Annotated in this window: 28 protein-coding genes; 8 read left to right on the forward strand and 20 right to left on the reverse strand. The window is 68.3% G+C overall.

What is annotated here, in order from left to right; translation table 11 throughout:
* Positions 1-137: 137 nt before the first annotated feature.
* The 3 genes from guaA to EAH68_RS04300 all read right to left on the reverse strand — a co-directional run bounded on the left by guaA (position 138) and on the right by EAH68_RS04300 (position 3,483).
* Positions 138-1,700 carry a glutamine-hydrolyzing GMP synthase gene (gene guaA / locus EAH68_RS04290; protein WP_126120100.1) on the reverse strand — a complete coding sequence of 521 codons (1,563 nt, stop codon included), beginning with the start codon at positions 1,698-1,700 and terminating at the stop codon, positions 138-140.
* Positions 1,701-1,774: 74 nt separating this feature from the next.
* The gene (locus EAH68_RS04295) at positions 1,775-2,557 is read right to left on the reverse strand and encodes an ABC transporter permease (protein ID WP_126120101.1); all 783 of its coding nucleotides are present in this window, start codon (positions 2,555-2,557) and stop codon (positions 1,775-1,777) included.
* Positions 2,554-3,483 carry an ATP-binding cassette domain-containing protein gene (locus tag EAH68_RS04300; protein ID WP_126120102.1) on the reverse strand — a complete coding sequence of 310 codons (930 nt, stop codon included), beginning with the start codon at positions 3,481-3,483 and terminating at the stop codon, positions 2,554-2,556. Before EAH68_RS04300 ends, EAH68_RS04295 begins: the two co-directional genes overlap by 4 nt.
* Before the next feature lie 74 nt (positions 3,484-3,557).
* Here EAH68_RS04300 and EAH68_RS04305 point away from each other — a divergent pair, with 74 nt between their 5' ends.
* The gene (locus tag EAH68_RS04305; RefSeq protein ID WP_126120103.1) at positions 3,558-4,322 is read left to right on the forward strand and encodes a TetR/AcrR family transcriptional regulator; all 765 of its coding nucleotides are present in this window, start codon (positions 3,558-3,560) and stop codon (positions 4,320-4,322) included.
* Here the strand turns inward: EAH68_RS04305 and EAH68_RS04310 are convergent.
* Together EAH68_RS04310 and guaB are read right to left on the reverse strand one after the other, a co-directional pair.
* Positions 4,319-5,458, reverse strand: a complete 1,140-nt coding sequence (locus tag EAH68_RS04310; RefSeq protein ID WP_126120104.1) for a GuaB3 family IMP dehydrogenase-related protein — start codon at positions 5,456-5,458, stop codon at positions 4,319-4,321. The two genes, EAH68_RS04305 and EAH68_RS04310, sit on opposite strands and share 4 nt — an antisense overlap.
* Before the next feature lie 114 nt (positions 5,459-5,572).
* Positions 5,573-7,093 carry an IMP dehydrogenase gene (gene guaB, locus EAH68_RS04315; protein ID WP_126120105.1) on the reverse strand — a complete coding sequence of 507 codons (1,521 nt, stop codon included), beginning with the start codon at positions 7,091-7,093 and terminating at the stop codon, positions 5,573-5,575.
* Positions 7,094-7,216: 123 nt separating this feature from the next.
* On the opposite strand from guaB, the gene EAH68_RS04320 reads away from it, so the two are divergent.
* The gene (locus tag EAH68_RS04320) at positions 7,217-7,588 is read left to right on the forward strand and encodes a DUF5319 domain-containing protein (protein ID WP_164546398.1); all 372 of its coding nucleotides are present in this window, start codon (positions 7,217-7,219) and stop codon (positions 7,586-7,588) included.
* Between the two features lie 81 nt (positions 7,589-7,669).
* Here EAH68_RS04320 and EAH68_RS04325 read toward each other — a convergent pair whose 3' ends face one another.
* Positions 7,670-8,482: a hypothetical protein gene (locus EAH68_RS04325; RefSeq protein ID WP_126120107.1), complete on the reverse strand. Its 813-nt coding sequence runs from the start codon at positions 8,480-8,482 to the stop codon at positions 7,670-7,672.
* A complete protein-coding gene (locus tag EAH68_RS04330; RefSeq protein WP_126120108.1) occupies positions 8,482-9,075 on the reverse strand; it encodes a sigma-70 family RNA polymerase sigma factor in 594 nt (197 codons plus the stop codon). Before EAH68_RS04330 ends, EAH68_RS04325 begins: the two co-directional genes overlap by 1 nt.
* Before the next feature lie 325 nt (positions 9,076-9,400).
* Between EAH68_RS04330 and EAH68_RS04335 the strand changes: the two genes are divergently transcribed.
* Positions 9,401-9,730, forward strand: coding sequence for a WhiB family transcriptional regulator (locus EAH68_RS04335; RefSeq protein WP_126120109.1), 330 nt, complete (start codon positions 9,401-9,403; stop codon positions 9,728-9,730).
* Positions 9,731-9,804: 74 nt separating this feature from the next.
* Here the strand turns inward: EAH68_RS04335 and groL are convergent, their stop codons facing one another.
* The 8 genes from groL to EAH68_RS04375 all read right to left on the reverse strand — a co-directional run bounded on the left by groL (position 9,805) and on the right by EAH68_RS04375 (position 16,760).
* Positions 9,805-11,421, reverse strand: a complete 1,617-nt coding sequence (groL, locus tag EAH68_RS04340; protein WP_126120110.1) for a chaperonin GroEL — start codon at positions 11,419-11,421, stop codon at positions 9,805-9,807.
* Between the two features lie 19 nt (positions 11,422-11,440).
* Positions 11,441-11,740, reverse strand: coding sequence for a co-chaperone GroES (gene groES, locus EAH68_RS04345; protein WP_126120111.1), 300 nt, complete (start codon positions 11,738-11,740; stop codon positions 11,441-11,443).
* 152 nt (positions 11,741-11,892) lie between these two features.
* Complete coding sequence (locus EAH68_RS04350) at positions 11,893-12,324, reverse strand: hypothetical protein (RefSeq protein ID WP_126120112.1); 432 nt, start codon at positions 12,322-12,324, stop codon at positions 11,893-11,895.
* A gap of 88 nt (positions 12,325-12,412) precedes the next feature.
* Entirely contained in the window at positions 12,413-13,450 is a 1,038-nt protein-coding gene (gene tsaD, locus EAH68_RS04355; RefSeq protein ID WP_126120113.1) for a tRNA (adenosine(37)-N6)-threonylcarbamoyltransferase complex transferase subunit TsaD, read from the reverse strand.
* Positions 13,447-13,908 (reverse strand): ribosomal protein S18-alanine N-acetyltransferase, encoded by a 462-nt coding sequence (rimI, locus tag EAH68_RS04360; protein ID WP_126120114.1) that lies wholly within the window; start codon positions 13,906-13,908, stop codon positions 13,447-13,449. Before rimI ends, tsaD begins: the two co-directional genes overlap by 4 nt.
* A complete protein-coding gene (gene tsaB / locus EAH68_RS04365) occupies positions 13,909-14,571 on the reverse strand; it encodes a tRNA (adenosine(37)-N6)-threonylcarbamoyltransferase complex dimerization subunit type 1 TsaB (protein ID WP_126120115.1) in 663 nt (220 codons plus the stop codon).
* 18 nt (positions 14,572-14,589) lie between these two features.
* On the reverse strand, positions 14,590-15,075 hold the full coding sequence (locus EAH68_RS04370; protein WP_126120116.1) for a hypothetical protein: 486 nt from the start codon (positions 15,073-15,075) through the stop codon (positions 14,590-14,592).
* Positions 15,076-15,146: 71 nt separating this feature from the next.
* Entirely contained in the window at positions 15,147-16,760 is a 1,614-nt protein-coding gene (locus EAH68_RS04375) for an aspartate:alanine exchanger family transporter (protein ID WP_126120354.1), read from the reverse strand.
* A 198-nt stretch (positions 16,761-16,958) separates the two neighbouring features.
* Here EAH68_RS04375 and EAH68_RS04380 point away from each other — a divergent pair, with 198 nt between their 5' ends.
* Entirely contained in the window at positions 16,959-17,465 is a 507-nt protein-coding gene (locus tag EAH68_RS04380) for a hypothetical protein (RefSeq protein ID WP_126120117.1), read from the forward strand.
* A 6-nt stretch (positions 17,466-17,471) separates the two neighbouring features.
* Here EAH68_RS04380 and nadB read toward each other — a convergent pair whose 3' ends face one another.
* Entirely contained in the window at positions 17,472-19,145 is a 1,674-nt protein-coding gene (gene nadB / locus EAH68_RS04385) for an L-aspartate oxidase (protein ID WP_126120118.1), read from the reverse strand.
* A gap of 61 nt (positions 19,146-19,206) precedes the next feature.
* Here nadB and EAH68_RS04390 point away from each other — a divergent pair, with 61 nt between their 5' ends.
* On the forward strand, positions 19,207-19,932 hold the full coding sequence (locus EAH68_RS04390; protein ID WP_126120119.1) for an NUDIX hydrolase: 726 nt from the start codon (positions 19,207-19,209) through the stop codon (positions 19,930-19,932).
* A 331-nt stretch (positions 19,933-20,263) separates the two neighbouring features.
* Positions 20,264-20,974 (forward strand): hypothetical protein, encoded by a 711-nt coding sequence (locus EAH68_RS04395; RefSeq protein ID WP_126120120.1) that lies wholly within the window; start codon positions 20,264-20,266, stop codon positions 20,972-20,974.
* Positions 20,975-21,077: 103 nt separating this feature from the next.
* Here the strand turns inward: EAH68_RS04395 and tsaE are convergent, their stop codons facing one another.
* The 4 genes from tsaE to EAH68_RS04415 all read right to left on the reverse strand — a co-directional run bounded on the left by tsaE (position 21,078) and on the right by EAH68_RS04415 (position 24,964).
* Positions 21,078-21,569 carry a tRNA (adenosine(37)-N6)-threonylcarbamoyltransferase complex ATPase subunit type 1 TsaE gene (gene tsaE / locus EAH68_RS04400; protein WP_126120121.1) on the reverse strand — a complete coding sequence of 164 codons (492 nt, stop codon included), beginning with the start codon at positions 21,567-21,569 and terminating at the stop codon, positions 21,078-21,080.
* A complete protein-coding gene (gene alr, locus EAH68_RS04405; protein ID WP_126120122.1) occupies positions 21,566-22,663 on the reverse strand; it encodes an alanine racemase in 1,098 nt (365 codons plus the stop codon). The genes tsaE and alr overlap by 4 nt, the downstream gene beginning before the upstream one ends.
* 58 nt (positions 22,664-22,721) lie before the next feature.
* Entirely contained in the window at positions 22,722-23,927 is a 1,206-nt protein-coding gene (locus EAH68_RS04410; protein WP_126120123.1) for a cytochrome P450, read from the reverse strand.
* Between the two features lie 89 nt (positions 23,928-24,016).
* Positions 24,017-24,964: a LysR family transcriptional regulator gene (locus EAH68_RS04415; RefSeq protein ID WP_126120124.1), complete on the reverse strand. Its 948-nt coding sequence runs from the start codon at positions 24,962-24,964 to the stop codon at positions 24,017-24,019.
* Positions 24,965-25,068: 104 nt separating this feature from the next.
* Between EAH68_RS04415 and EAH68_RS04420 the strand changes: the two genes are divergently transcribed.
* Together EAH68_RS04420 and EAH68_RS04425 are read left to right on the forward strand one after the other, a co-directional pair.
* The gene (locus tag EAH68_RS04420) at positions 25,069-25,269 is read left to right on the forward strand and encodes a ferredoxin (protein ID WP_206436355.1); all 201 of its coding nucleotides are present in this window, start codon (positions 25,069-25,071) and stop codon (positions 25,267-25,269) included.
* Positions 25,270-25,271: 2 nt separating this feature from the next.
* Positions 25,272-26,399: an NAD(P)/FAD-dependent oxidoreductase gene (locus EAH68_RS04425; protein WP_126120125.1), complete on the forward strand. Its 1,128-nt coding sequence runs from the start codon at positions 25,272-25,274 to the stop codon at positions 26,397-26,399.
* The last annotated feature ends 1 nt before the right edge of the window (position 26,400 follow it).

A 26,400-nucleotide genomic window follows, 5' to 3' on the forward strand; every position in this document is an offset into this window, starting at 1 on the left:
TTCGGGTCACCTCCCGACCGTCCGGAGGGGTCGGCTGGCCAGGGACAAAAAGACTGCTCCCCGGTGAATCAGCGGCTGATTTCTCAGTCTGATTCGCCGGGGAGCAGTCCTGGTGCGGGACAGGGTGGTTCAGACCCCTACTCCCACTCGATGGTTCCCGGCGGTTTGGAGGTCACATCGAGAACGACACGGTTGACGTCCTTGACCTCGTTGGTGATCCGGGTGGAGATGCGCTCCAGCACCTCATAGGGGATGCGGACCCAGTCAGCGGTCATCGCATCCTCGGAGGTGACCGGACGCAGCACGATCGGATGGCCGTAGGTCCGGCCGTCACCCTGGACACCGACGGAGCGGACGTCGGCGAGCAGGACGACCGGGCACTGCCAGATCTGGTCGTCAAGGCCGGCGGCGGTCAGCTCGGTGCGGGCGATGAGGTCGGCGGCGCGCAGGATCTCCAGGCGCTCCTCGGTCACCTCACCGATGATGCGGATGCCCAGACCCGGGCCCGGGAAGGGCTGACGGTTGACGATGACCTCGGGCAGGCCGAGCTCGCGGCCGACGGCCCGGACCTCGTCCTTGAACAGCAGGCGCAGCGGCTCGACGAGCTCGAACTCGACGTCATCCGGCAGGCCGCCGACGTTGTGGTGGCTCTTGATGTTGGCGGTACCGCTGCCGCCACCGGACTCGACGACATCCGGGTACAGGGTGCCCTGGACGAGGTAGTCGACCTGCTCCCCCTCCAGTACACCGGCCACGGCGCGCTCGAAGGAGCGGATGAACTCGGCGCCGATGGCCTTGCGCTTGGTCTCCGGCTCACTGATGCCGGCCAGTTTGTCCAGGAATGCCTGGCGCTCGTCGACGGTGACCAGGCGGGCGCCGGTGGCGGCGACGAAGTCGGTCTCCACCTGCTCGCGCTCACCGGAGCGCAGCAGGCCGTGGTCGACGAAGACACAGGTCAGACGGTCACCGATGGCACGCTGCACCAGAGCGGCGGCCACCGCGGAATCCACGCCGCCGGACAGGCCGCAGATGGCGTGGCCCTCGGGGCCGATCTGCTCCCGGACAGCCTCGATGAGTTGCTGGGCGATGTTCGCCGCAGTCCAGGTCGGCTCGAGACCGGCGATCTGGGTGAGGAAGCGGGTGAGAACCTGCTGGCCGTGCGGGGAGTGCAGGACCTCCGGGTGGTACTGCACACCGGCGAAGCGCTTCTCCACGTTCTCGAAGGCGGCGACGGGCGCACCCTCGGAGGAGGCGGTGACGGTGAAGCCCTCGGGGGCCTCGGTCACGGCGTCGCCGTGGCTCATCCACACCTTGTGGGAGGCGGCCAGCGCGTCATGGAGCACGCCGCCGTCACCGACGACCTCGAGGTCGGTGCGGCCGTATTCGCGGGCACCGGTCTCGGCGACGGTGCCGCCGAGTGCGCGGGTCATCGCCTGGAAGCCGTAGCAGATGCCGAAGACCGGCAGGCCCAGCTCCAGGACCTCCGGGTCCAGCTTGGGCGCTTCATCGGCGTAAACAGAAGAAGGACCGCCCGAGAGGATCAGAGCGGCCGGGTTCTTGGCCCGGATCTCCTCGATCGTGGCGGTGTGCGGAATAACCTCGGAGTAGATTCGTGCCTCACGTACGCGCCGTGCGATGAGCTGGGCGTACTGTGCACCGAAGTCCACGACGAGGACGGGGCGGGGGGTTGCGGAAGTCACGGCTCCAATCCTACTACGCCGCTCCCCCAGTCCTAACTGACGTGGATGGTGGGTCGGACGTGCCCTGCCGCACCCTATTTCCGCAGCCGGCGCCAGGCCCGGGCCGACAACGGAAGGAAGACCGCCACGAGGATCGCGGGCCAGATCACGGCCCCGGTGACCGCATGTTCGGCCAACCACCCGGACGTCACGCCGGTGGGGTTGCCGAAGAGTTCACGTACGGCCGTTGCGGTGGCCGAGATCGGGTTCCACGCCGCCACCGCCCCCAGCCAGGAGGGCATGAACTCCGGGGAGACGAAGACGTTCGACAGGAAGCCGACGGGCCACACGAGCACCTGCACCATCATGGTGGCCCCCTCGTTGCGGCCGATGGTCAGGGCCAGGAAGATCCCGATCCACAGCACGGCGAAGCGCAGCCAGAGCAGTAGCGCAACCGCCAGCACCGCGGCCGGCAGGGAGCCGGTGATCCGCCAGCCGAGCAGCAGGCCGCCGACCACGAGGATGAGCAGTTCCACTGCCGAGCTGATCAGGTCGGCACCGACCCGGCCGAGAGAGACGGCTGCGTCTCCAATGGGCAGGGAGCGGAAGCGGTCGGTGATGCCCTTGCGGGCATCGGTGGCCATGGCCAGGGTGGTGGATTCCACGCCGAACATCATCGCCAGGGCCATCATGCCGGGCAGAAGGAACTGGATGTAGTCCCCGCCGCCGGGCAGCTGGATGGAGCCACCGAAGATGAAGGCGAACATCAGCAGCAGCATGATGGTGAACAGCAGGTTGAAGACCGGGGTCCAGGGCTGGCGGGCCCAATGGGCCAGTTCACGCAGCGTCAGGACCCATCCGTTTCTGATGGTGGTCATGATTCCTCCTTCTCGGTCAGGGCGAGGAATACCTCGTCGAGTGTGGGGCGGCGCAGGGAGATGTCCTCGGGGGTGATGCCGGCGGCGTCGAGAAGCCGGACCACTTCGATGAGGTCGCGCGCGCCGTCCGGTGCCGGGTACGTGATCACGCCCGCCGCCTCGTCCGTGATCACGAAAGAGCCGGGGAGCCGGTCCAGGTCGCGGGGGACGGTGATCTCCACCCGGTCGCCGCCGTGCTGCCGCTTGAGCGCATCCGGGGCGCCCTCGGCGATGATCCTCCCGGCCTTCATGATGGAGATGCGGTCGGCCAGCTGATCCGCCTCCTCAAGGTGCTGGGTGGTCAGCAGGACCGTGGTGCCCCGGGCGGCGATGCCGGTGATGAGGGCCCACACGTCGATGCGGCCCCGGGGGTCGAGGCCGGTGGTGGGTTCGTCGAGGAAGAGCACGTCGGGTTCGAGAATGAGTCCGGCGGCGATGTCGAGGCGCCGGCGCATACCACCGGAATACGTGGCCACGGGCCTTTCTGCGGCCTCAACCAGGCCGAAGGTATGGAGAAGCTCCTCGGCGCGGCGTTGTGCGGCGGCCTTGCGCAGGCCGGAGAGCCGACCGAACATGACGAGGTTCTGGCGGCCGCCGAGGATCTCATCGACGGCCGAGTGCTGGCCGACCAGTCCGATGTGGTGGCGCACCTCCTGTCCGCGGCGCACGTCGACGCCCGCCACCTCAGCGGTACCGGCATCGGGCGTCAACAGGGTGGCCAGCACGCCCACGGCAGTGGATTTTCCGGCGCCGTTGGGTCCGAGAAGACCATGGATGGATCCAGCGCTGACCTCAAGGTCGAGGCCGTCGAGGGCACGTGTGTCCCCGAAATTCTTCACCACTCCCCTGGCGCAGATGGCCGAGGGTCGGGTTGTCGGTGATGTCATCACGCCACCTAACTATTAACAGTGTACGGAGTTTGGAGGATTCAACGTACGCCGTTCGGACTAAGCTGTCAACCATGTCGTCCGAGAAAGAGAAGACCGGAGATCCCACCCGCATGCTGCGCCTGCTGTGGCGCCACCGGCTGGGCGAGGAGGAGGGGGCCCGCGGACCCCGGAAGAAACTGGCCCTGGACCAGGTCATCGACGCCGCGATCGCGCTGGCGGACCGGGAGGGGCTGGAGACGTTCTCCATGCGTCGACTCGCAGAGGAGCTGGGCACCTCCGCAACATCGCTCTACACCTACGTCCCCGGCCGCGGCGAACTGATCGGCCTGATGATCGACCAGGTCATCGGGCGCACACCGTTGCCGGAACACGCGGGGGAACTGCGGGAGCGGCTGCACACCCTCGCGCAGCTGCTCTGGGAGGAATACCACCGGCACCCGTGGCTGCTGGAGAGCCGGAGCCACAGACCCTGGATCGGGCCGGGCATCTCGGCGCGCTACGAATGGGAGCTGGCGGCAGTCGAGGGCTGCGGTCTCGACGACATCGCCATGGACCACGCGATCTCGCTGATCGAATCACATGCGGCGGCCAACGCCGCCAACGCCATCACGGCCCGGCAGTTGGCGGAAGGTTCCGGCATCACCGACCTGGAGTGGTGGAACCTCCACGGACCCATCCTCGCGGAGGTCATGCCGGCCGATGAGTTCCTGATCTCCGGTCGGGTGGGACAGGCGGTGGGTACCGCCTACTCTTCCATCACCAGCCACCGGGCCATCTTCGAGTTCGGTCTCGAGGTCATCCTCGACGGCATCGAGGCCCGGCTGCGGCAGAACTAGAGATTGACCGCCAGACCGACCTTCTGGAAGCTCTTCAGGTCGGTGTAGCCGCACTTGGCCATCGCGCGGCGCAGACCACCGACGATGTTCTGGTAGCCGAAGGGGTCGGTCGAGGGGCCGTTGAGGACGGTCTCCAGGGTGGCGGTGTCATCCAGCAGGGAACGCAGGTCCTGGACAATGCCGCGGGGAAAACGCGGGTGCGCGGCAACGGCCGGCCAGAAGGTGCCGCGGCCGGCGGCCTCCGTGGCGGTGGCCAGCGGAGTGCCCAGCATCACGGCGTCGGCGCCGCAGGCGATGGCCTTGGCCACATCACCGGAGTTCTCGATCTCCCCGTCGGCGATGATGTGGACGTAGCGTCCACCGGTTTCGTCGAGGTACTCGCGGCGGGCCGCGGCGACGTCGGCGATGGCGGTCGCCATGGGGACCTCGATGCCCAGCGCAAGCTGGTTGGTGTTGGGGCCGCCGCCGACGATGACACCCGCAGCGCCGGTGCGCATCAGGTGCAGCGCAGTGGTGTAGTCGGCGACGCCGCCGGCGATGACCGGCACCTCGAGGGAACCGATGAACTCCTTGAGGTTCAGCGGCTCACCACCCTCGGCGACGTGTTCCGCGGAGATCATCGTGCCCTGGATGACCAGCAGTTCAGCGCCGGCCTGGATCACCTTCGGGGCGAGCTCGCGGGCCCGCTGCGGGCTGACGCGCACCGCGACGGTGGCTCCCGAGGCCCGGACCTCACCGATGCGCTCGGCCAGCAGGTCATCGTCGATCGGGGCGGAGTGCAGCTCCTGCAGCGCGGCGATCGCGGCGGCACCGCCGTCGAAGGCGTCCCCCTCGGTGACGGCACTGATGACCCGGTCCACGGCGGCGTCGAGATCCGCATGGCGGCCCCACAGTCCCTCGGCGTTGATGACACCCAGACCGCCCTGGCGGTACATCTCGATGACGAACTCCGGGCTGGCCAGAGCATCCGTGGGATGCGACATGACGGGGATGTCGAAGGTGTAGGCGTCGATGTTCCAGGTGGTGTCGACGTCCTTGGAGGAACGGGTGCGCCGGGAGGGGACGATGGAGATGTCCTCCAGGCTGTAGGTACGGCGGGCCTCCCGGCCCACACCGATCTCGACGTAGTCGCGCATGTACTGCTCCGATCCTCGCGGGTGATTTCGGAGGTCAACTCTACCGCACCCCTGACACCCCGGCCGACAGCCTGGGGGTCGGCGGGGGCGGTCTGCTGTCTCAGGCGGGAGGAACTAGTGGTAGTTCGGTGCCTCGACGGTCTGCTGGATGTGGTGCGGGTGCGATTCCTTCAGGCCGGCGGAGGTGATCTGCACGAACTGCTTCGTCTGCAGCTCCGGGATGGTGGCGGAACCGGTGTAGCCCATGGAGGCGCGCAGTCCACCGACCAGCTGGTGGGTGATGGCCTCGATGGAGCCGCGGAACGGCACGCGGCCCTCGATACCCTCCGGCACGAGCTTGTCCTCGCTCTTGACGTCGGCCTGGAAGTAGCGGTCCTTGGAGTAGGAACGCTTCTCACCGCTCAGGCCACGGCCCTGCATGGCACCCATGGAACCCATGCCGCGGTAACGCTTGTACTGCTTGCCGTTGACCACGACGATGTCACCGGGAGCCTCGGTGGTGCCGGCCAGCATGGAGCCGAGCATGACGGTGGAGGCGCCGGCGGCCAGGGCCTTGGCGATGTCACCGGAGAACTGCATGCCACCGTCGGCGATGATCGGGACACCCGCCTGGCGGGCCGGGACGGCGGCCTCCATGATGGCGGTGATCTGCGGGGCACCGACGCCGGCGACGACGCGGGTGGTGCAGATGGAGCCCGGGCCGATGCCCACCTTGATGGCATCCGCGCCGGCGTCGATCATGGCCTTCGCGGCGCTGCGGGTGGCCAGGTTGCCGCCGATGACGTCAATGCGGTCGCCGAAGTCCCGCTTCACCCGGGAGACCATCTCGAGTACACGGTTGTTGTGGGCGTGGGCGGAGTCGACGACGAGGACGTCGACGCCGGCCTCAACGAGCTTGCCGGCACGGTCCCAGGAGTCCTCACCGGTACCGATGCCTGCGGCAACCAGCAGGCGGCCGGAGGAGTCCTTGGAGGAGTTCGGGTGCTGCTCGGTCTTGACGAAGTCCTTGACCGTGATCAGACCGACCAGCCTGCCCTCCTTGTCGACGATCGGCAGCTTCTCCACCTTGTGCTGGGAGAGCAGCTTGAGGGCCTCATCCTTGGTGACACCCTCCGGGGCGACGACCAGCGGCATGGGGGTCATGACCTCGGAGACACGGCGGTGGATGTTCCGCTCGAAGCGCATGTCGCGGTTGGTGCAGATACCGACGAGGATGCCGTCCTCGTCGACAACCGGGAGACCGGAGATACGGAAGCGTGCGCACAGGGCGTCCACCTCACCGATGGTCATGTCCGGGGTGCAGGTGACCGGGTCGGTGACCATGCCGGACTCGGAACGCTTGACGATCTCCACCTGCTCCGCCTGCTCCTCCGCGGAGAGATTGCGGTGCAGCACACCCATGCCACCCTGACGGGCCATGGCGACGGCCATGCGCGCCTCGGTGACGGTGTCCATCGCCGCCGAGATGATGGGGGCACCCAGGCGCAGGTTGCGGGTGAGCTGGGTGGAGGTGTCCACCTCGCTGGGGACGATATTGGATTCGGCCGGCAGGAGGAGGACATCATCGAAGGTCAGGCCCAGCAGGGCCACCTTGTTCGGATCGTCTCCCCCAGTGGACACGCGCTGATCGGTCATGAATTGCTGCTCCTTCTTAGCACTGTGCGGCTTCCGCGATGACTACACTGTAGTGCCTTTCTCTCTGAGGTTGTTAGCGGCGGGGAATTGCCCATGAGGCCGGTCCACAATAGTGTGGCCGGTGTGAACTACAACTCCCAGATGCCGCTCGACCCGTTCGCCGACGATCCGAACGATCCGGCGTCCTTCCTGGACCCCGACGAGCCCGCTCCGCCGCTGTCCGACGAGGAGCGCGCAGGCATCACCCAGGACCTGGCCCTGGTGGCCAGATTCCGGAAGGAACTCGCACCGCGGGGGATCCTCGGTATCTTCTTCCTCTGCGAGGACTGCGATGACTTCCATTACTACGACTGGGACATCATGGCCGCCAACATGGCCGCCACCCTCGCCGGGGAGCTCGCGCCCGTGCACGAGCCCTCCGTGGAGCCCGATGTCACCGCTTACGTCCCATGGGACTACGCCGCCGGTTTCCTCGACGGGCTGAACGCCCGCTGATCCCGCGGCACCCGTAGACGACAGACATCCCCGCTCCCGGTTCTCCACCGGGGCGGGGATGTCTGTTTTTCGCCGGCCGCGCTAAGGGTTCTGGATCTGCGGCGGGGCCAGGGTCGGGGTCGGGTCCTGATCACCCGGATCCGGGACCGGGGTGGCCGGGTTCGTCGGCGAGGGCGACGGGACCGGTTCAACCGGGACGGGCAGCGGGTTCGGACGGACCGGCGGCGGGGTCTGTGTCACCGTGACGGTGGCGGTCTCGGTTTCCACGCTGGTCTCGGTCACGGTCTCAGTGACCGGCTCCTGCGTGACCGGGGGTTCCGGGGCGACCGGCGGGGCCACGGTCGTGGTGGTCACGCGCGGCGCCTGCTGGGGTGCCTGTCGCTCGACCGTGGCATCGGCCAGCAGGCGGCGGGCCTCCTCCAGCAGCGCGCGGGTGCCGTCCATGTCCCCTTCGGCCGCCCGGGAGTCGATCTCCTCGAGCGCGCCGGCCAGTTCCACGACAGTGGCCCGGTCGCTGAACAGTGTGCTGGACAGACCCCACAGAGGGGAGTCCGGGGTGGCGTTGTAGAGCAGCGAACCCGAACCGGCGATGACGAGGGTGGCCGCGGCGGCGCCGATGATGCCGGAGAGGAAGGGGCGACCCTGCGTCCCGCGGCGTCGTGAGGCCAGGGAGACGACCTCCGGCTCCTTGTCCGCCCCCTCGATGAGTGGGGCGGGCGGCATCTGCTTCTCCACGTCATCGCGCAACTCAAGGAAGAGCGCGGCGAGTTCATCGGTGCCACCCGAGGGGTCCACACCGCGGGAGAGCTCGGTGAGGAAGGCGTCATCATCCACCAGCGGCTGCAGCTGGCTCGTGACATCACCGACGCTGGCGTCCTTCTGACGACGCTTCATCACTTCACTCCTCGATTCTCCGGTGCCTGAATCTCCTGCTGAGCGTTCAGGTTCTTGCGCAACGAGTTCAACGCCCGGTGCTGCGCCACACGCACTGCGCCGGGGGTGCTGCCCACGATCTCCGCGGTTTCCTCGGCCGAGAGACCGACGAAAACGCGCAGGATGACGATGTTGCGGGCTTTCTCACTTAATGAATCGAGAAGCGCCCTCACTCTGTTACTTCCGTCTGCGGTGAGGGCGTGATCCTCTGGGGAGTCCTTGTCGGTTCCGGTGTCGGGGACCTCGTCGGTGGGGTGCGACTGGTCGCGCCCCATGGAGCGGTGGGCGTCGGCCACCTTGTTGAAGGCGATGCCGTAGACGAAGGCCATGAAGGGCCGGCCCTTGTCCACGTAATTGCCTATCGACGTCGCCACGGCCAGGCAGATCTCCTGGGCGATGTCCTCAGGGGTGGGGGTACGTCCGCCTCCGACGCGGGCGCGGGCGTAGCGCAGGACCCGGGGGTGGACGATGGCCATGATGCGCTGGAGGGCGCGGCGGTCGCCGTCCACGGCCAGTGGCACAAGGTCTGCCAGCTCAGCGTCGGTATCACTCACGTCTGCATCCTCCGGATCGCCCGGAAATCGGCAACCGGGCGGGACCAGAATACCTCGTCCGCCGCAGAAGGGAATCTCTGTTTCCGCCGCTCAGCACCTCTTCACGGGGCCCCAAGAATTCACAATCACTTAACCTTCACGGTTTACGCAGGTCAAAGCGGTGCTTTCCCTGACGGTCAATCCAGGATCACCGGACGGCCACATTCAGGACACCAACTGTTCACAGTTGGCAGCCAGACTCCTCCATGCATCGGAACGGCCCACATGATCCACGGGGCGCCCCGTCACCAGAGTCTAACCCTTCTTTATCTGAGGAGAAGAGAACATGTCACAGCCGCACCTGCTTCCGGGCCCCAACACCGATTTCTGGGATTGGCAGCTCCACGGCACCTGTCGGGGCGAGGAATCAGATGTGTTCTACCACCCGGACGGCGAGCGCGGCCGGGCCCGCTCCCAGCGTGAGAACCGCGCCAAGGCCATCTGTCACGCCTGCCCCGTCATCGCCACCTGCCGGGAGCACGCCCTCAAGGTCGCTGAGCCCTACGGCATCTGGGGTGGACTGTCCGAGTCCGAGCGCATGAGCGTGCTGCGCAACCGCGGCGACCGGAAGACCCGGGTGGCAGCCAAGGCAGCCCCCGCCCCCGTCAACGCCTGACCGGCGGGACGGGAGAAAAACTGAGGCCCGGTCCGGAACCTGCAGGTTCCGGACCGGGCCTCATGTCGTCTCACCTAGTGGTGGTGATGGCCGTGGGCTGCAGCAGCCTCCGGCACCTCCGGCTTGGTGACCACGGATGCCTCGGTGGTGAGGATCATGCGGGCCACAGACGCAGCGTTGACCACTGCGCTGTGGGTGACCTTCACCGGGTCGATGATGCCCTGCTCGAGCAGGTTGCCGTACTCCATGGTGGCGGCGTTGAAGCCCTCACCGTTGGCACGCTCGGCGGTACGCGCCACGACCACAGCACCGTCCACTCCGGCGTTCTCGGCGATCCAGTGGCAGGGCTTCACCAGTGCGCGGGCGACGGCCAGCACGCCGGTCTTCTGCTCACCATCGAACTCCTCAGCGTATGCCTTGAGCTCCTCGGCGATCTGGACGAGCGCGGAACCGCCACCGGCGATGACACCCTCCTGCACGGCCGCACGGGCCGCGTTGATGGCGTCCTCGACGCGCAGCTTGCGCTCGTTGACCTCGGTCTCGGTGGGGGCGCCGACGCGGATGACGGCGACACCGCCGGACAGCTTGGCCAGACGCTCCTCCGCCTTCTCCCGGTCCCAGGAGGAATCGGTGTTGGCGATCTCGCGGCGGATCTGCTCGCGGCGCGCCTCGACCTCCTCCGGGGTGCCGGCACCGTCGACGATGACGGTGTCGTCCTTGGTCACGGTGATGCGGCGCGCCGAACCGAAGACCTCCGGGCCGGCCTCGTTGAGGTTGACACCGACCTCGGGGTCGACCACGGTGGCGGCGGTGACCACGGCCAGGTCATCCATGAAGGCCTTGCGGCGCTCGCCGAAGTACGGGGACTTCACGGCGACAACGCGCAGGGTCTTGCGGATGGAGTTGACCACGAGGGTCTGCAGCGGCTCGCCCTCGATGTCCTCGGCGATGATGAGCACCGGCCTGCCGGATTCGACGACCTTCTCCAGGACCGGCAGGAAGTCCGGCAGGGAGGTGATCTTGTTGCGGATCAGCAGCACCTGGGCATCTTCCAGCACGGCCTGCTGGGCGTCGACGTCGGTGATGAAATAAGGCGAGAGGAATCCCTTGTCAAAGGAGATGCCCTCGGTCACGTCCAGAGAGGATTCGATGGACTGGGACTCCTCGACGGTGAGGACACCGTCCTTGCCGACCTTGTCCATGGCGCCGGCGACCATCTCGCCGACGACCTCGTCGCGGGAGGAGACGGTGGCGACGTTGGCGATCTCCGCGGAGGAGGACACCTCGGTCGCGCGTGCCTTGAGCAGCTCGCCGGTCTTCTCTGCCGCGGCGGCGATGCCGCGGTTGAGCTCGACGGGGTTGGCACCGGCCGCGACGTTGCGCAGGCCCTCGGCGATGAGCGCCTGGGCGAGGAGGGTCGCGGTGGTGGTGCCGTCACCGGCTGCGTCGTTGGTCTGGATGGCCACGGACTTGACCAGCTGGGCACCCAGGTTCTCGAAGGGGTCCTCGACGTCGATGTCGCGGGCGATGGTGACACCGTCGTTGGTGACCAGGGGGCCGCCGAAGGCCTTGTCCAGGACGACGTTGCGGCCCTTGGGGCCGAGGGTGACCTTCACGGCGTCGGCGAGGGTGTCCACGCCACGCTGGATGCCCTCACGGGCTTCCTGGTCGAATGCGATGAGCTTAGCCATAGGGCTGTGTTACCCCCGACTACTTCTCGACGATGGCGAGCAGGTCACGTGCGGAGAGCAGCAGGTACTCCTCGCCGTTGTACTTCAGCTCGGTGCCGCCGTACTTGGAGAAGATGACGGTGTCACCCTCCTTGACATCCACCGGAATACGGTCCCCGTCCTCGTCCATACGGCCCGGGCCCACGGCGATGACGGTGGCCTCCTGCGGCTTCTCCTTGGCGGAGTCCGGGATGACCAGGCCGGAAGCGGTGGTGGTCTCGGCCTCGACGATCTGGACCAGGACCTTGTCCTCGAGCGGCTTGATGTTGACGTTTGCCACGATATTCCTCCGTGAAAATTGAGTGATTTGATTGTGCCGGTTGTGGTCCAGCACAGTCGTCGTCGCGGGTGAACAACTGTGGGTGAAACAACCTACTGGCACTCTACCCTCGCGAGTGCCAGCGCTCAACATTCACTTCCGCCGGATCTGATCTAGTCGATGCGGAGCTGCCCCAGGTTGAGGACGGCCGCCCGCCACAGGCGGTAGTCCACCTCATTGTCCTCCCGGTAGTTGCGCACCGCGCGCATGCCGTCCTTGATCCGGCGGATCTCGTCCAGACCGATGTCCCCACCCTCGGCACCGACGAAGATGACCGGTCCGGAGATCGCCGTGGTCGGATCGGCGAGGAAGGCCGGGTCGCCGGTCGCCGCTGCGGAACGGGCCAGGGAGGCCACGGGGTTCGGCTCGGCGGCATGCGTTTTGGCGGTGGGGTTGAACAGGGCGGCGTAGTCGGAACCGTCCTCCTGGAAGGAGACCGCCACGCGGTCCTGGTCGACACCGCCGAGGAACTGGGCGGCCTGGTCGAGCTCGAATTCGATGACGCGGTGGGACAGGTCGGGGTTGACGAGGAAACCGGTGATCATGAAGCGTCCTTCTCCAGCTGGAAGTGAAAGGTCCACGTCACCGTAACCGCCCCCGGGGCACTTCGCTCGGCGAGCGCGCGGAATCCGCTCAGGCCCCGACGAGCGGGACCTCCACGTCCAGGGAGGGGTCGGTGCCCACGGTCAGCTCGCTGGGCCGGGCCCCCTCATGGATGAGCTGGGCGGCCAGCGCCGCGATCATGACGCCGTTGTCGGTGCACAGGGAGAACCGTGGCACGCGCAGCTCGATGCCGACGGCCGAGCAGCGCTCCTGCGCCAGTTCCCGGAGCCGGGAATTCGCCGCCACTCCCCCGCCCAGCAGCAGCACCTTTGCGCCGACGTCCTGGCAGGCACGCACGGCCTTGACGGTGAGGACGTCGCAGACGGCCTCCTGGAAGGAGGCGCACACGTCCTCCACGGAGATGACCCGCTCCTCGCGTTCGGCAGCCTCCACATAGCGGGCGACAGCGGTTTTGAGTCCGGAGAAGGAGAAGTCGTGGCGGGAATCGGATTTCTTCATCAGTCCTCGGGGGAAGGCGATCGCATCACGGTCACCGCGTCCGGCAAGGCGGTCGATGACCGGCCCGCCCGGATACCCCAGGCCCAGCAGGCGGGCGACCTTGTCGTAGGCCTCGCCGGCGGCGTCGTCGAGCGTGGAACCGAGCTCGCGCATGGGCCGGCCCACGGCCTCGACCTCCAGCAGCTGTGTGTGTCCGCCGGAGACGAGCAGCGCCACCGAGTGCGGCAGGGCCTCCCCCTCCAGGTTCGCCACCGCGACATGTCCGCCGAGGTGATTGACACCGTAGAAGGGCACGCCCCAGGCAGCTGCGTAGGCCTTGGCGGCGGATGCCCCGACCAGGAGGGCACCTGCCAGGCCGGGGCCGACGGTGGCGGCCACGGCGTCGGGCTTCTTGATTCCCGCCTCCGCCAGTGCCGCCCGCATCACCGGGCCCATCTGCTCGAGGTGGGCGCGCGAGGCGATCTCCGGGACCACGCCCCCGAAGCGGGCGTGCTCCTGCATCGAGGAGGCCACCTTATCGGCCAGGATCTTCACGGTGCCGTCGTCGGCGAGTTCGACGAGCCCGACACCGGTCTCATCGCAGCTGCTCTCCACACCCAGGACAATCATTTTTCGCTCCTCGCGGGTCGCTTCATGGTGTACGCATCAGCCCCCGAGGGCTGGTAGTAGTTCTTCCGCTCCCCGATCCGGTCGAAATCAAGCCCCTCGTAGAGGGCGATGGCCGCCTCGTTGTCGGTGCGCACCTCGAGGAAAACTTCCCCGCCTGTGCTGTCGACCACCGCGAGCAGCTGCTGCATGAGCAGGCGACCGAGTCCGCGGCGCCGGTGGTCAGGGTCGACGCCGATGGTGTGGATCTCGAACTCCGGGTCGTGCCGCGGGCCCAGCTGAGAGATCCCGCCGTAGGCCAGCAGGTCATCCCCGTCGAATACCCCCAGATAGAGGTTGTTCGGCTGGGCGAACTCCACCACGAAGATGTCCCGGGACCACGGGTTGTCCTCCGGGAACAGCTGCTGCTCCAGTTCGGCGCAGCGGGCGGCGTTCGAAAAATCGAGTCGGCGGATCTCCATCTACAGCTCCACTTCCGGGATGGCGGGTGATTTCGGCACCGGCTTCGGCTCCTTCGCGTCCGGCCGGCGCAGGTACAGCGGCATCAGCGGGTCCGGCACAGCCGTCAGGTCGGCGACCGCCACGAGGGAGGCGGCGTCCGGTGCCAGGTCCTGCTGCTCGACACCCCGCAGGCCCTCCGGCAGCTGCTCCGCCAGGTGCTCAGGAACGGAGACCATCTCCACCTCGTGCGGGAGGACCAGCTTCCCGGGTCGGACGACATCAGGTCCGGCGGTACGGTCTGAGCCGTCGTAGGTGGCCCAGTAGATCTCCCGGCGGCGGGCGTCGGTGGCCACCAGCCTGCGCCCCTGCGGCAGGCGGTGGGCGATGGCGTCGAGCGAGCACACCCCGTGGACCGGGATGCCCAGGGCGTCACCGAAGGCGGCGGCGGTGGCCATCCCGACCCGCAGGCCGGTGAAGGGGCCCGGGCCACAACCGACGACGACCGCGTCGAGGTCGGTGAAGTCCACTGCGGTGTCGGTGAGCAGGGCCCGCACGGTAGGCGTGAGCTGCTCATTATGGGCCCGGGTCCCCGGGAGTACCCGGTCACGGACCTGCCCCGTGGAGGTGTCGACGAGGCCCGTGACCAGGTCGGGGGTGGAGGTGTCAATCGCCAGTACAAGCACGCCCCCAGGATAGGCCAGCTAGTTCAGCAGGACCCAGCCACCCTCGGTGGTCTTGCCCAGCGGCAGCATGACACGCGAGTCGAAGTAGCCGCCCAGCGGAACGCTGCACAGGTCAATGTCGGCACGCGCGATGCGGTCGAAGGCCTGTCCACCGTCCGCGGAACGCAGCAGCAGGTAGTTGGTGTCCTCCGGGACACCGCCGGAACCAAGTTCCAGTTCGGTGGCGTCGGCCTCGAAGTTCTCGGCGATGCCCTGCGTGGTGGCGTAGGGGCAGATGACGGCGGCCGCGACCCACTCATCGCCGTAGAGGTCCTGTGGGGACAGGCCCACGATGTTCAGACCCTGGGCGTCCACGGTGCCGACCGCCTGCTCGAAGGCCCCCGCGGTATCGAAACGGGTCTCCGCCGCCGTGGTGGTGCGCATCCCGATGAGCAGTGCCAGCACGCCGATCCAGGCGACGAGGACAATGGCGATGAGGTATCGGCCGGTGTTGGACAGACGCACGGGGAGCTCCTTCAGGGATGGGTGAGACAAGCCCACCCAGACTACTCCCGTTTCCTGGGAACCCGCTGGGTCTAGAGCAGCAGGAGCAGGAGGATCTGGCTGGCGATGATCTTGCCGATCATCGCCGTCGGGTAGACCATGGCATAACCCCGCATCGCCAGCTCCGTGCCCGTCTGGCCGTTGAGGTAGGAGATCACCGCGGGGTTGGTGGTCGCGCCGGCTGCGACACCCATCGACTCATCCCAGGTCAGGCGCAGCACCAGCATGCCGACGACCGCGCACACCACCGCGGAGACCAGGGTGAGCAGCAGGCCCGCCCCGATGACCGTCAGCGAGGAGGGGTCGGTCAACGCCTCCCGGAAACCGGCGCCCGCGGTGGTGCCAACCCCGGCCAGGAAGAGGGAGAGACCGAGGGTGTTGAGGGTGTGGACCGCGTGGTACGGCATCGTCCACGTCAGCGGGCCCGTGCGGTGCAGCGCCCCGAGGATGAGACCGACGACGATGGGGCCACCGCCGAAACCGAGGGAGAGCACCGAATCCCCCGGCAGCGGGATGGGGATGGCCCCCAGCAGCAGGCCGGCGAGCAGACCGAGTGCGAAGGGCAGGAGATCAGGTGCTGCCAGGGACTTCTCCGAATCCCCCAGGAATGCCCGGATCTCCGCCATACGGTTGGGGGCGGCGACGACCCGCACCCGGTCGGAGTAGTTGAGCACGTCCTCCGGATGCGGCACCTCCTCCGCGTCCCCGCGGCGGATGCGCGCGATCCGGAAACCCGAGGAGACGGTGTCCAGCTCCGCGAGGGTACGGCCGACCACCTTCGGATTCGACACCGTCATCCGGCTGTAGACGAGGTCCGTGTCCTCGATCTTCACCGTCACCTGGCCGCCGAGGTTGCGCTGGGCAGTGTCGAGGGCCTCCCGCGTGCCGTTGATGAGCAGTACCATCCCCTCATGCAGGCGGTCCCCGGGCGCGGCCAGGGAATGGTCGAGCTCGCCGTGGACGATGCGGGTGGGGATGATCTCCGCGCCGGCCAGCCGCGGCAGCTGCGCCACCGTCCCCTCGATGTGCGGCCCGATGCGCACCCCATCCCACTCCAGCGGGGCGATGATCAACCCCTCCTTCTCCGCATCCGCCCGGTGGTCGACCTTCAGCAGCTTCGCACCGAGCGCGGCGACCAGAATGGAGCCGACCACCGCACCGGGGTAGGCCAGCGAATAACCGATGACCGGCTCCCCGGCGCGCCCCGGATCCACCAGCGCGCCGTCCTTGACCATGTCGACGACTGCGGCCATGCCCGGGGTGGAGCTCAGCGCGCCGGCGAACATGCCGGCACCGGTCAGCTCACCCAGACCGAAGGCGCGGATGATGGCGTAGCCGGCCCCAACCAGGCCCGTGAGCAGCAGGATCATGAACAGCGTGAGGCGCCAGCCGCGGGCCCGGAACTCCGCGAAGAACTGCTCGCCGGCCGTCAGCCCGATCGCGTAGACGAACATCGCCAGGCCCAGCTGGTAGATGAGCGTGGGGATCTGGATGTCGGGGTTCGCCGTGGACAGGCCGAGTGCCACGAAGAGCACCGCCGCTGCGCCCAGCGAGATGCCGAGGATACGGATCTTGCCCAGCGCGAGACCCACGGCAAGGATCGCCACGAGGGCGATCAGTGGGTTGGTGGCGAGGAAATCCAGCACAACCTCCATTGAACCCGGGGCCGGGGACGTCGGCAAGCGCAGGCGAGAAGGTTGTGTCCGGGGCACATGTGGCAGTGACCGACGGTCTTTGCGGCAGGATTCCGACGAGCGCCGCTGCGCCCGGCCCTCCTGGTGGCGCGGGCGGCGCGGGGCGCTTAAGGTGACTTCCACCACCTCATGCCTGCAGGAGAACCCCCGTTGACCGTGCCCCACACCATCGAGTCCTTCCGCACGCTGCTCACGTCTGCGCTCGTCGAGACGATCCACCGGAACTCCGAGCACCTGCGCGGCGAGAAGATCTACGGCGCCACCCTGGTGCCCGACCCCGGCAACCTGTCGCCGTGGTTCGGGGTGCTGGATGACACCGACACCGTCGGCATGGCCCCCTGCCAGCGGTGGACACCGGATGATTTCTGCCAGCCACTGCACACCCCGCGCCTCGCGGAGGTCTGCGCCCTGACCCGGGGGCTGCACGAGGAATGGGCCGGAACCGACGAAGAATGGCACCGGGCCTCCCTGGCCGCATTCTCCGGGGCCCTCGGTGCCGGCCCCGTCCGCCGCGCACTGGGCATGCTGGGGGCTGATCCCATCCTGTACATCTTCCACGACACCGGATGCGGCATCGAACCCACCACCTTCGCGGCCCTCAACGCCGGCCGGGAATCAGAGCCCTTCTACCGGCAGGCCGTGCAGTTCCTGCTCTAGCGCAGGTCAGATCAGCGCCGCGACGGTGCTGTCCCTGCCCACCGGTTCGCGGCTGATCCGCATTCCGGTGGGACCGGCCTGCAGGCACAGGTGCACCTCCCAGGCCGGGGCGGTCTCCGGGTGGTCGGCGCGGCGGTGGGCGCCCCGGGACTCCGTCCGTTCCCGGGCGGCGTGCGCGACCAGCAGCGCGGTGGTGTGGATGGCGGTGGTGTCGAGGGCGGCGTCGTCAAGCACCCCGGTGCCGGGCAGCGCATCCAGTTCCGCGATGGCGGTGTCCAGGCGTGCGGCCTCCCGTAGGACCCCGACGTGGGTGTCCATGAGCTCATTGATCCGGGCCCGGCTGCCCGGTTCGGTCAGCGGCACCGATGGGCGTACCACCGGTTGTCCGGGGGTCTCCCGCGGCAGGCCACGCAGCCAGCGACCCAACCGGTCGCCCATGACCAGCGCCTCAGGCACAGAATTGGAGGCCAGCCGGTTCGCGCCCTGCGCCCCGGTCGCGGCCACCTCCCCGATCGCGAACAGGCCTGGGACGGTGGTGCGCCCCATCATGTCGGCGGCCACCCCGCCGCACAGGTAATGCGCACCGGGGCGCACCGGGACGGGTTCAGTCACCGGATCGACGCCGCGCTCACGCAGCATCCGCAGGATGCCGGGGAATTTTTCCGCCCAGGCTGCGGGGCCGAAGTTGCGGGCGTCGAGAAGCAGGCACTCCTCCCCTGTCACCGCCATGTGGGCGTGCATCGCCGCGGAGACCACGTCACGCGGGGCGAGATCGGCCAGCGGATGCACACCCGCCATGACGCGGTGACCACCATGGTCGAGCAGCACGGCGCCCTCACCGCGGACCGCCTCGGAGATGAGCACGTCACGTCCACCGGAACGGGGCTGCCCGGCGCGGCGGTGGAGGATCGTGGGGTGGAACTGGGTGAACTCGATGTCCCGCACCGCTGCCCCGGCACGCCAGGCCATGGCCAGCCCGTCACCGGTGGCCACAGCCGGATTCGAGGTCAGGGTCCACGCCTGGCCGGCACCGCCGGTGGCCAGGACGACGGTGCCGGCCAGCAGGTCGCCGATCGCGCCCGCCCCGTCGCGCACGCGTACCCCGCAGACCGCGCCGTGGCGGTCGGTGAGGATGTCGACGGCGCGCAGGCCGGTGCGCAGCCGCACACTGCAGCCCGGCTGGTCGAGACGCCGGCGCAGGGCGTGCAGGAGCGTGCGCTCCACCTCCCGGCCGGAGCCGTCGCCACGCGAGTGGAGGATGCGGCGGGCGCTGTGCCCGCCCTCCAGGTGGAGGTCGTAGTCATCCTGGTTCTCCCCTGCCCGGTCGAAATCGGCACCGAGGTCGACCAGTCGGCGGATGACCTCCGGCGCGGACTCGACGAGGGTGCGTACCGCCGCGGGGTCGCACAGTCCTGCCCCGGCGGTCAGGGTGTCGGCGATGTGGGAGTCGGTCGAGTCGGTGGAGTCCCAGACGGCTGCCAGCCCGCCCTGGGCCCAGTCGGTGGCGGATTCCGCCGGGTCGGTCGCGCGGGTGAGCAGCACCGCGGGTATGTCGGCGTCGGCGAGGTGGACGGCGGCGGTCAGCCCGGCGGCCCCGGAGCCGATGATGACGACTCCAGTTTCACGCCGCCAGGTGGGTGCGGGCGTGTCGAGTTGGCCGGTGGTGTGGGTGGGTGTCATGGTTCCTCCTCGGGTTTTCGACCGGGAGTCGGAAACTACGCAGCATGCTAGCATCCTGCCCGTGCACAACCCCGGAAAACCCGGCCCTCTCCGTGATCTGCAGGGCGTGGCCAAATACCGCCACGAGGCCGTCGCGGTGCTGCTGCGGGTGGGACTCGCTGATGCGGCGCCTCAGCGCCTGGAGGTGCTCGCCTACAGGCGGCACCGTCCGCCCTTCGAAGGCCGGTGGGCGCTGCCCAGTGGCCCCGTCGAGGTCGACGAGACCCTGGGGGAATCGGTGCTGCGCCATCTTGGCGAGCGGACCGGGACGCGTACCCCGGCGCATGTGGAGCAGCTGGAGACCCGGGGCACGCCCGGGCGGGACCCGTGGGACCGGACCATCGCCACCGCCTTTCTCGCCCTGGTGCCGTGGACGGAAGGCCCGGAAGCCGACGGGGAACTGGGCTGGCTGCCGGTGGCGGAACTGCCGGAGATGGCCTTCGACCACGGGGAGCTGGTGCAGGTGGGGGCCGAACGGCTGCGCGCCAAGCTCTCCTACACCAACATCGCCTTCGCCCTCGCCCCGGAGACCTTCACCATTGCCCAACTGCGCGGAGCCTACTCGGCCGTTCTCCGCCATGAGGTCTCGGCGACGAATCTGCAGCGTACCCTCAGTCGGCGAGACCAGTTGGTGGCAACCGGGGAGCGCACGGTCTCCGGTGCCGGTGGCGGGCGGCCCGCCCAGCTCTTCCGTTTCACGGCACACAGCCTCACAGTCACGGACCCTTTCGCGGTCCTGCGGCCGTGACCGGCACGGGGCAGGGCGGGGCGGGGCGGCACGAGACCACAAAAATCACACAAATCCCCCGAGTCACATTTTGAAGACAATTCGACCCGGGAACGCAATCAAGCAAACGGTTTCACCAGGGAATTACCCCCAGAATGGGGCAGATGGTGGAGAGTTTTGCAGAGTTTCCGCAGGACACCTCCAGAGAGTCTCAACCTGAGGTTGAGATTGACATACGGTTCTAGGCACAGGCTGTTCATCACCACCTCAGATACTTCCCTGTGACCGCTACCGAAGGGGCCCGGCCCCGGCGAACAAACCACAATCACCTATCCCCCAATAAAGGAAACTCATGTTGAACAAGCGCATCGCAGCGGCGCTCGCCGGCGCCTCCATCGCTTCTGCCACCTTCCTCGCTCCGGCGGCCACCGCCGACGAGATCCTCGAGATCGGTGGCGAGTGCTTCATCGAGAACGTCGTCGTCCAGGAAGAGGTCGTGGGCACCGAAACCGTCGCTGAGCCCGTCGACCGTGAGGGCGACTGGCCCGTCGGCGACGTCGAGGGACCGGAGGGCTGGACCTTCGACCCGGAGACCGGGGACGGCACCATCACCGCGGACATTCCGGAGAACACCCCCGCCGGTGAGTACGACGCAACCGTCTACCACTTCGGCTACTCCAAGAACCAGGTCTCGGAGAACACCACCTTCAAGGTCGTCGAGCGCGACATCACCGAGAGCCGCACCTGGACCGAGCGTGTGCCCGTGCCCTGCGCCGGCGACGAGGAGAAGGACGACTCCCAGGGCCCGGAGGAGTGGACCGAGGCCTCCCAGCAGATGGACGTGAAGGTCCTGGCCCAGCAGCAGGCCCTGAACGCCGCGGCCGCTCCGGCTGCCCCGGCGCCGGCCGCCGCTGAGCAGCCTGCCGAGGTCACCCCGGCCCCGGCCGCCCAGCAGACCCAGCTGGCCGACAACGGCATCGGCGGTGCCCTCACCGCCCTGGCAGTGGGCCTGGTCGCCGTCGGCGCCGGCGCTGCTCTCCTGCTGCGCCGCCGCACCAACTAACCGCCGGACGCTTCCTGGCAGAGGGAAGGCGCGGTACGGGACGATGGATCCCGTACCGCGCCTTCCGTCATCCCGGCGCCCCTCGCGCCCATCCCCCGGACGGTCAGGCCTCGACCAGTTCCCAGCTGAAGATGCGGGCCTCGGACTCCGGATCGCGTAGCACCGCGGTTTCCCGGTCCACCTTGACCAGCAGGTAGTCCTCGGCGATCTGCTCGACCAGCCCGCCGCCCCACTCCGCGACGACCACCGCCGCAGACAACTCGGTGTCCAGATCGAGGGCGTCGAGTTCACCCAGGGGGTCACCGGAGGAGCCCTCCCCCAGCAGCCGGTAGGCATCGACGTGGATGAGGGCGGGGCCCCCGACTGTCGAGCGGTGCTCCCGGGCGATGACGAACGTCGGGGAGGTGACCCGCCCCTTGACCTGCAGGCCCCGGGCGATGCCCTGCGTGAAGGTGGTCTTCCCGGCCCCCAGGGGACCGTCGAGGATGACCACGTCCCCCGGCTCCAGGGCGCGGCCGAGCTCCTCGCCGAAGGTCTGCGTCTGTTCTGCGGTGGCCAGTTCGCGGCTGCCCGAAGAGGGGAAGGAGGCCCTCACAGTTGGACCCCTCCCTCGTAGATGCGGGTGGTGCGCCCGGTGGGGGTGCAGATGATCTCGTAGTTGATGGTGTCGGTGGCCGCGGCGAGCGCATCGGCGCTCATGCCGCCTTCGCCGAAGATGACGGCCTCATCATCCGGGGAAACGCCGAATTCATTGGCGCCCAGGTCCACCACGATCTGGTCCATACACACGCGGCCGACCTGCGGGTAGAGCTTGCCCCCGATACCCACCTGCAGCCTTCCCTGCCACGAGCGCGGGATGCCGTCGGCGTAACCGGCCGGGACCACGGCGAGCCAGCCCTCCTCGGTGGCCGTCCAGGTCTGACCGTAGCTGGTGGATTCGCCCGGCCGGATCGGCTTGACCGCGATGATCCGCCCGGACCAGCTCATCGCGGGTTTCAGGCCGTGGTCAAGGCCGGGGATCGGCTCCAGGCCGTAGAGGGACAGACCCACGCGGACGAGTTCATGGTGCAGGTCGGGGCGGGTGAGGGTGCCGGGCGAGTTGCACAGGTGGTTGACCGGCACCTCCAGGCCCAACTCCCGGGCGAGGTCGATGGCACGCCGGAAGTTCTCGGCCTGCCGATCATTGGACGGGTTCTCCGGCGCATCGGCGCAGGCCAGGTGGGAGAACAGGCCGGTGACGGTGATGTGCTCCGCATCTCGGAGCAGGGTGAATACCTCCACCCAGTCAACCTCGTCGACGCCGGAACGGTGGAGTCCGGTGTCGACCTTTATGGTGACGCGGGTGGGCACGCCGGCGTCGACAAGCGCACGGGCGTGGCGCACGGAGGGCACGCCGAGCTGGATGCGCACGGCCAGGGCCTCCACCAGGTCCTGCTCCGGGGACCAGATCCAGGCGAGGATGGGCTTCTCGACGCCCGCCTTCCGCAGCGCCAGCCCCTCCTGCAGGGTGGCCACGCCGAAGGAGTCGGCTCCGTTCTCGGCCATGACCCCGGCTACCCGGCCCGCGCCGTGGCCGTAGCCGTCAGCCTTGACCACCGCCATCAGCTGCGTCGGGCCCACCAGCTCCTTGAGCAGGCGGGTGTTGTGCGCGATGGCGTCGAGATCGATACGGGCGGAGAGAAGATCCATGGCTGACATTGTGCCACCCGGAACGCGAAGTTCCGGAACGGCACCGTCAGGGCTGGTCTCAGGCGCGCCTGATGTCGGTGATCTCGATGGATTCGTAGGGGCGGGTGAAGTTGTTCAGGCGTGGCACCACCGCACCGATGCGGTAGTCCTCGACCTGCTGCGCCCAGGCGGTGAGCAGGCCGTTGATCTCCAGCTTGGCCAGGCCCTGGCCGGCGCAGGAGTGGATGCCGTAGCCGAAGCCGATGTGGTCGACGGCATTGCGGGTGATGTCGAAGACATCGGGGTTCTCGAACTTCTGCGGGTCCATGTTGGCGGCGCCGTAGCACATGGCCACCTGGGAACCGGCCGGGATGAGGGTGCCGCCGACCACGACGTCGGTGGTGGCGCGGCGCCCGAAGACCGGGGCGGGGGTGCGCAGACGCAGGACCTCAGCCAGCGCGGAGGGCACGAGGGAGACGTCCTCGCGCAGCTTCTGGAACTGCTCCGGGTGCTGGCCGAGCAGCACCAGGGCATTGCCGATGGTGGTGATGGTGGTGTCCATTCCGGCGGCCAGGATCTGGTGGACGATGTAGCCGAAGGACTCGGGTGAGATGTCGCCGCGCTCGGAGGCCTCGAAGATCGCCCGGCCGATGGATCCTTCGGCAAGGTCCGCCCCCTGCATCTCCTCGTGGGTCCACTTGAACAGCTCGCCGGCGACCGGGAAGGAGGCCTGGGCGCGTTCATTGAGGGGACCGAGCAGGTTGAAGGCCGCTTCGCCCCAGGGCAGGATCCGCTCCCGCAGGTCTCCCTGGACGCCGATCAGGTCGAGAACGACGGAGACCGGGAAGGCGACGGCCATGTCGGCCATACCGTCGAAGGAGTCCTGCTGGATGAGCTCGGAGACAAGCTGCCGGGCCGAGGCGTTGATGTCGTCCTTCATGCCGCGCATGGCCCGCGGGGAGAGGTTGTCAGTGAGAATGGCGCGCAGCTTGCCGTGCTCCGGCGGGTCGGCGGCCAGGGAGGTGCCCGAGAGGATCTCGTTCATCTGCGGGTTGAAGGCCACTGCCTTGGAGGAGAAGGTCACCGGGTCGCTCAACGCGGCGCGGACCTCCCCGTAGTGGGTGATGGCGTAGGCGTCGTTGGCCGGGAGATAGACCACCGGGCCGAGCTCACGCAGCTGGGCGAAGACGGCGTCGTCATTGACAGAGAGAACCTCGTCGGAGAACAGGTCGATGTCGGACTGCGGGGCGGTGATACCGGTGGTGGTGGATGAAGGGGCGGACATGAGAGGTCCTCTCGTCGGGGCCGTGCCGGCCGGAATTTGATCTGGCTCACATTGAACCCGCAGAGTGATCATCCGTCCAATGAATATTGTCAATCATCAACATTCAGCCCCTGCATAATGCTGGCCCGGCGCAGCAGCTCCCGCAGCCAGCGACGGTAGGCCTCGTCGCCCAGCCAGGGGTTCCACACCAGGTCCACCCCGAGCCCCAGCATCGGGAAAGGGAAATCCGCCACATACAGCGGGTAGAACTGCGCCATCCGCTCCACCACCGCCCGGCGATGCAGGCCCACCTTGCGGGCACCCGCCACGAACTGGGGCAGCAGCAGATAGTCGTTGATCCGCGTCTGGACGGAGACCTCCACCCCGCGGTGGCGCAGCATCTCGTAGGGCCGGGTGGTCTGCTCCGAGATGAGGGCGACGTGCGGCCAGTCCTGGAGGACACCGATCACGTCCCGCTCATGCAGCTCCGGCACTCCGCCGATGACGACCCACTCGTCATCGAAGAGCCGTTCCCGGGCATGGTCGGTCTCGTAGCCCTCGGCCAGCAGCAGGACATCGACGCTCTCCTCCGTGAAAACGCCACCGTCAGCCCCCTGAACGGTGATGATCCGCAGCTCCATCCACGGCGCCTCCTCCTCGAGCAGCGTCGACAGGGCACTGCCCAGGATGTACGCCATGCTCGAGGACATCGCGATGGTCACCGTGCGCCGGCTCGTCTCCGGATCGAAGGCGCGTCCGCCCAGCAGGTCCGCCACCCCGTGCAGCACCATCCGCAGGGGCCCGAGCAGTTCCTGGGCGCGCGGGGTGAGGATGCTGCGGGAGCCGTCACGGATGAGGATCTCGTCACCGAAGAGGCGGCGTATGCGCCGCAGGGCGTGGCTCATGGCCGGCTGCGAGAGGCCGACCCGCTCGGCGGCCCCGGTGACGGAACGCTCCTCGAGGACGGCGTGCAGGGACACGAGCAGGTTGAGATCCACCGAGGCCAGCTTCACCCCGAAGGTGCCGGTGGACAACTGGACCAGATCCGGATTATTCATATATCGAATATAGATCATGCCGGTTATTCATTCGACAGATCTTGGCCGTTCTGCCACGCTGTCGATCAGGAAAACATGACCTGCATCACCGGAAGGAACCACTCATGAGTGCCATCACCCGCATCGAACTCGACCGCCCCCGCTGCGAGGGCCACGGCCTGTGCGAGGAAGCCGCCCCGCACCTCATGCATCTGGACGACGACGGCGAACTCATCCTCGACCGGACCGAGGTCGGCCCGGAGGACCTCGAGGCCGCCCGCGACGCCGTCCGCGTCTGCCCCGTCGCGGCACTGAAGCTGGTGTGAGCATGGACCACATCGTCATCGCCGGCAACGGTATCGCCGGCCTCACCGCCGGGGACACCCTCCGCCGCCTCGGTCACACCGGGACCATGACCGTCGTCGGCGCCGAACCCCACGCCACCTACTCCCGGCCCGCCCTGTCGAAGGTTGCACTCGCCCCCGGCGAGGACCTCGACGTGGGCACACTGCCGGAGGCCACCCACGGCGCCACCGAACTCCGGGGCCGCTCGCTCACCGGGCTGGACCCCGCCCGGCAGGTGGCCACCCTGGACGACGGCAGCGAACTCCCCTACGACGGACTGGTCATCGCCACCGGTTCCCAGGCCCGCCGCTTCACCGGCTCCGACCGGGAGTACACCATCCGTTCGCTCGACGACGCGGCCCGGCTCAAGGGCAGCCTGGTCCACCGCCCGACGGTGACCGTCATCGGCGGCGGTCCCCTGGGCATGGAGGTCGCCTCCGGGGCCGTGGGCCTGGGCTGCGACGTCACCCTTGTCCACCCCGGCACCCCGATGGAACTGCACCTCGGGCCGCTGCTCGGCGGCATCCTCACGCAGGTCGCCCTCGAACAAGGACTGGCTGTCGTGGATTCAATGGTCTCCGCCGTCCGGGAGGAGAACGGGGGCATGGTGGTCACCCTCACCGACGGCACCGAACTGGTCTCCGACATCGTGGTCACCGCCGCCGGCGACCTGCCCGCCACCGCCTGGCTCGAGGACTCCGGCCTGCTTGTCGACGGCCGCCTCATCGCCGACCCCCGCTGCCGCGTCACCGACTCCATCGTCGCCGCCGGCGACGTCACCTTCATCGACCACGGTGCGGGGCCGCGGCGCACCCCGATCTGGACCGCCGCCATCGAACAGGCGAAGGTCGCCGCCGCCGCCCTGCTGCAGGGCGATGAGGCCGCATCCCTGGACTTCCAGTCCTATTTCTGGACCGACCAGTGGGGCCTCAACCTCAAGATGTCCGGCCCCATCCCCCACGGCACCGAACCGCTGGTGGTCAAGGGTTCGCTCGAGGAGCGCTCGGCGGTCCTGCACTGGCCGGAATCAGGCACCGCGGCGGCGCTGAACATGCGCATGCCCATCCCCCGCCTGCACAAGCTGGCCCGGGAGACGGTCACCTCGGTCTGAG

Origin of the sequence: Corynebacterium hylobatis, assembly GCF_003955685.1 — a bacterium.
Lineage (GTDB): Bacteria > Actinomycetota > Actinomycetes > Mycobacteriales > Mycobacteriaceae > Corynebacterium > Corynebacterium hylobatis.

What these genes read in the sequence shown, in the direction of transcription:
- EAH68_RS04295 (WP_126120101.1), bottom strand. Translation starts at nt 2,557, where the DNA reads ATGACCACCATCAGAAACGGATGGGTCCTGACGCTGCGTGAACTGGCC.
- EAH68_RS04300 (WP_126120102.1), bottom strand. Translation starts at nt 3,483, where the DNA reads ATGACATCACCGACAACCCGACCCTCGGCCATCTGCGCCAGGGGAGTG.
- EAH68_RS04305 (WP_126120103.1), top strand. Translation starts at nt 3,558, where the DNA reads ATGTCGTCCGAGAAAGAGAAGACCGGAGATCCCACCCGCATGCTGCGC.
- EAH68_RS04310 (WP_126120104.1), bottom strand. Translation starts at nt 5,458, where the DNA reads ATGCGCGACTACGTCGAGATCGGTGTGGGCCGGGAGGCCCGCCGTACC.
- guaB (WP_126120105.1), bottom strand. Translation starts at nt 7,093, where the DNA reads ATGACCGATCAGCGCGTGTCCACTGGGGGAGACGATCCGAACAAGGTG.
- EAH68_RS04325 (WP_126120107.1), bottom strand. Translation starts at nt 8,482, where the DNA reads ATGAAGCGTCGTCAGAAGGACGCCAGCGTCGGTGATGTCACGAGCCAG.
- EAH68_RS04335 (WP_126120109.1), top strand. Translation starts at nt 9,401, where the DNA reads ATGTCACAGCCGCACCTGCTTCCGGGCCCCAACACCGATTTCTGGGAT.
- groL (WP_126120110.1), bottom strand. Translation starts at nt 11,421, where the DNA reads ATGGCTAAGCTCATCGCATTCGACCAGGAAGCCCGTGAGGGCATCCAG.
- EAH68_RS04350 (WP_126120112.1), bottom strand. Translation starts at nt 12,324, where the DNA reads ATGATCACCGGTTTCCTCGTCAACCCCGACCTGTCCCACCGCGTCATC.
- tsaD (WP_126120113.1), bottom strand. Translation starts at nt 13,450, where the DNA reads ATGATTGTCCTGGGTGTGGAGAGCAGCTGCGATGAGACCGGTGTCGGG.
- rimI (WP_126120114.1), bottom strand. Translation starts at nt 13,908, where the DNA reads ATGGAGATCCGCCGACTCGATTTTTCGAACGCCGCCCGCTGCGCCGAA.
- nadB (WP_126120118.1), bottom strand. Translation starts at nt 19,145, where the DNA reads ATGACACCCACCCACACCACCGGCCAACTCGACACGCCCGCACCCACC.
- EAH68_RS04395 (WP_126120120.1), top strand. Translation starts at nt 20,264, where the DNA reads ATGTTGAACAAGCGCATCGCAGCGGCGCTCGCCGGCGCCTCCATCGCT.
- alr (WP_126120122.1), bottom strand. Translation starts at nt 22,663, where the DNA reads ATGGATCTTCTCTCCGCCCGTATCGATCTCGACGCCATCGCGCACAAC.
- EAH68_RS04410 (WP_126120123.1), bottom strand. Translation starts at nt 23,927, where the DNA reads ATGTCCGCCCCTTCATCCACCACCACCGGTATCACCGCCCCGCAGTCC.
- EAH68_RS04415 (WP_126120124.1), bottom strand. Translation starts at nt 24,964, where the DNA reads ATGAATAATCCGGATCTGGTCCAGTTGTCCACCGGCACCTTCGGGGTG.
- EAH68_RS04420 (WP_206436355.1), top strand. Translation starts at nt 25,069, where the DNA reads ATGAGTGCCATCACCCGCATCGAACTCGACCGCCCCCGCTGCGAGGGC.
- EAH68_RS04425 (WP_126120125.1), top strand. Translation starts at nt 25,272, where the DNA reads ATGGACCACATCGTCATCGCCGGCAACGGTATCGCCGGCCTCACCGCC.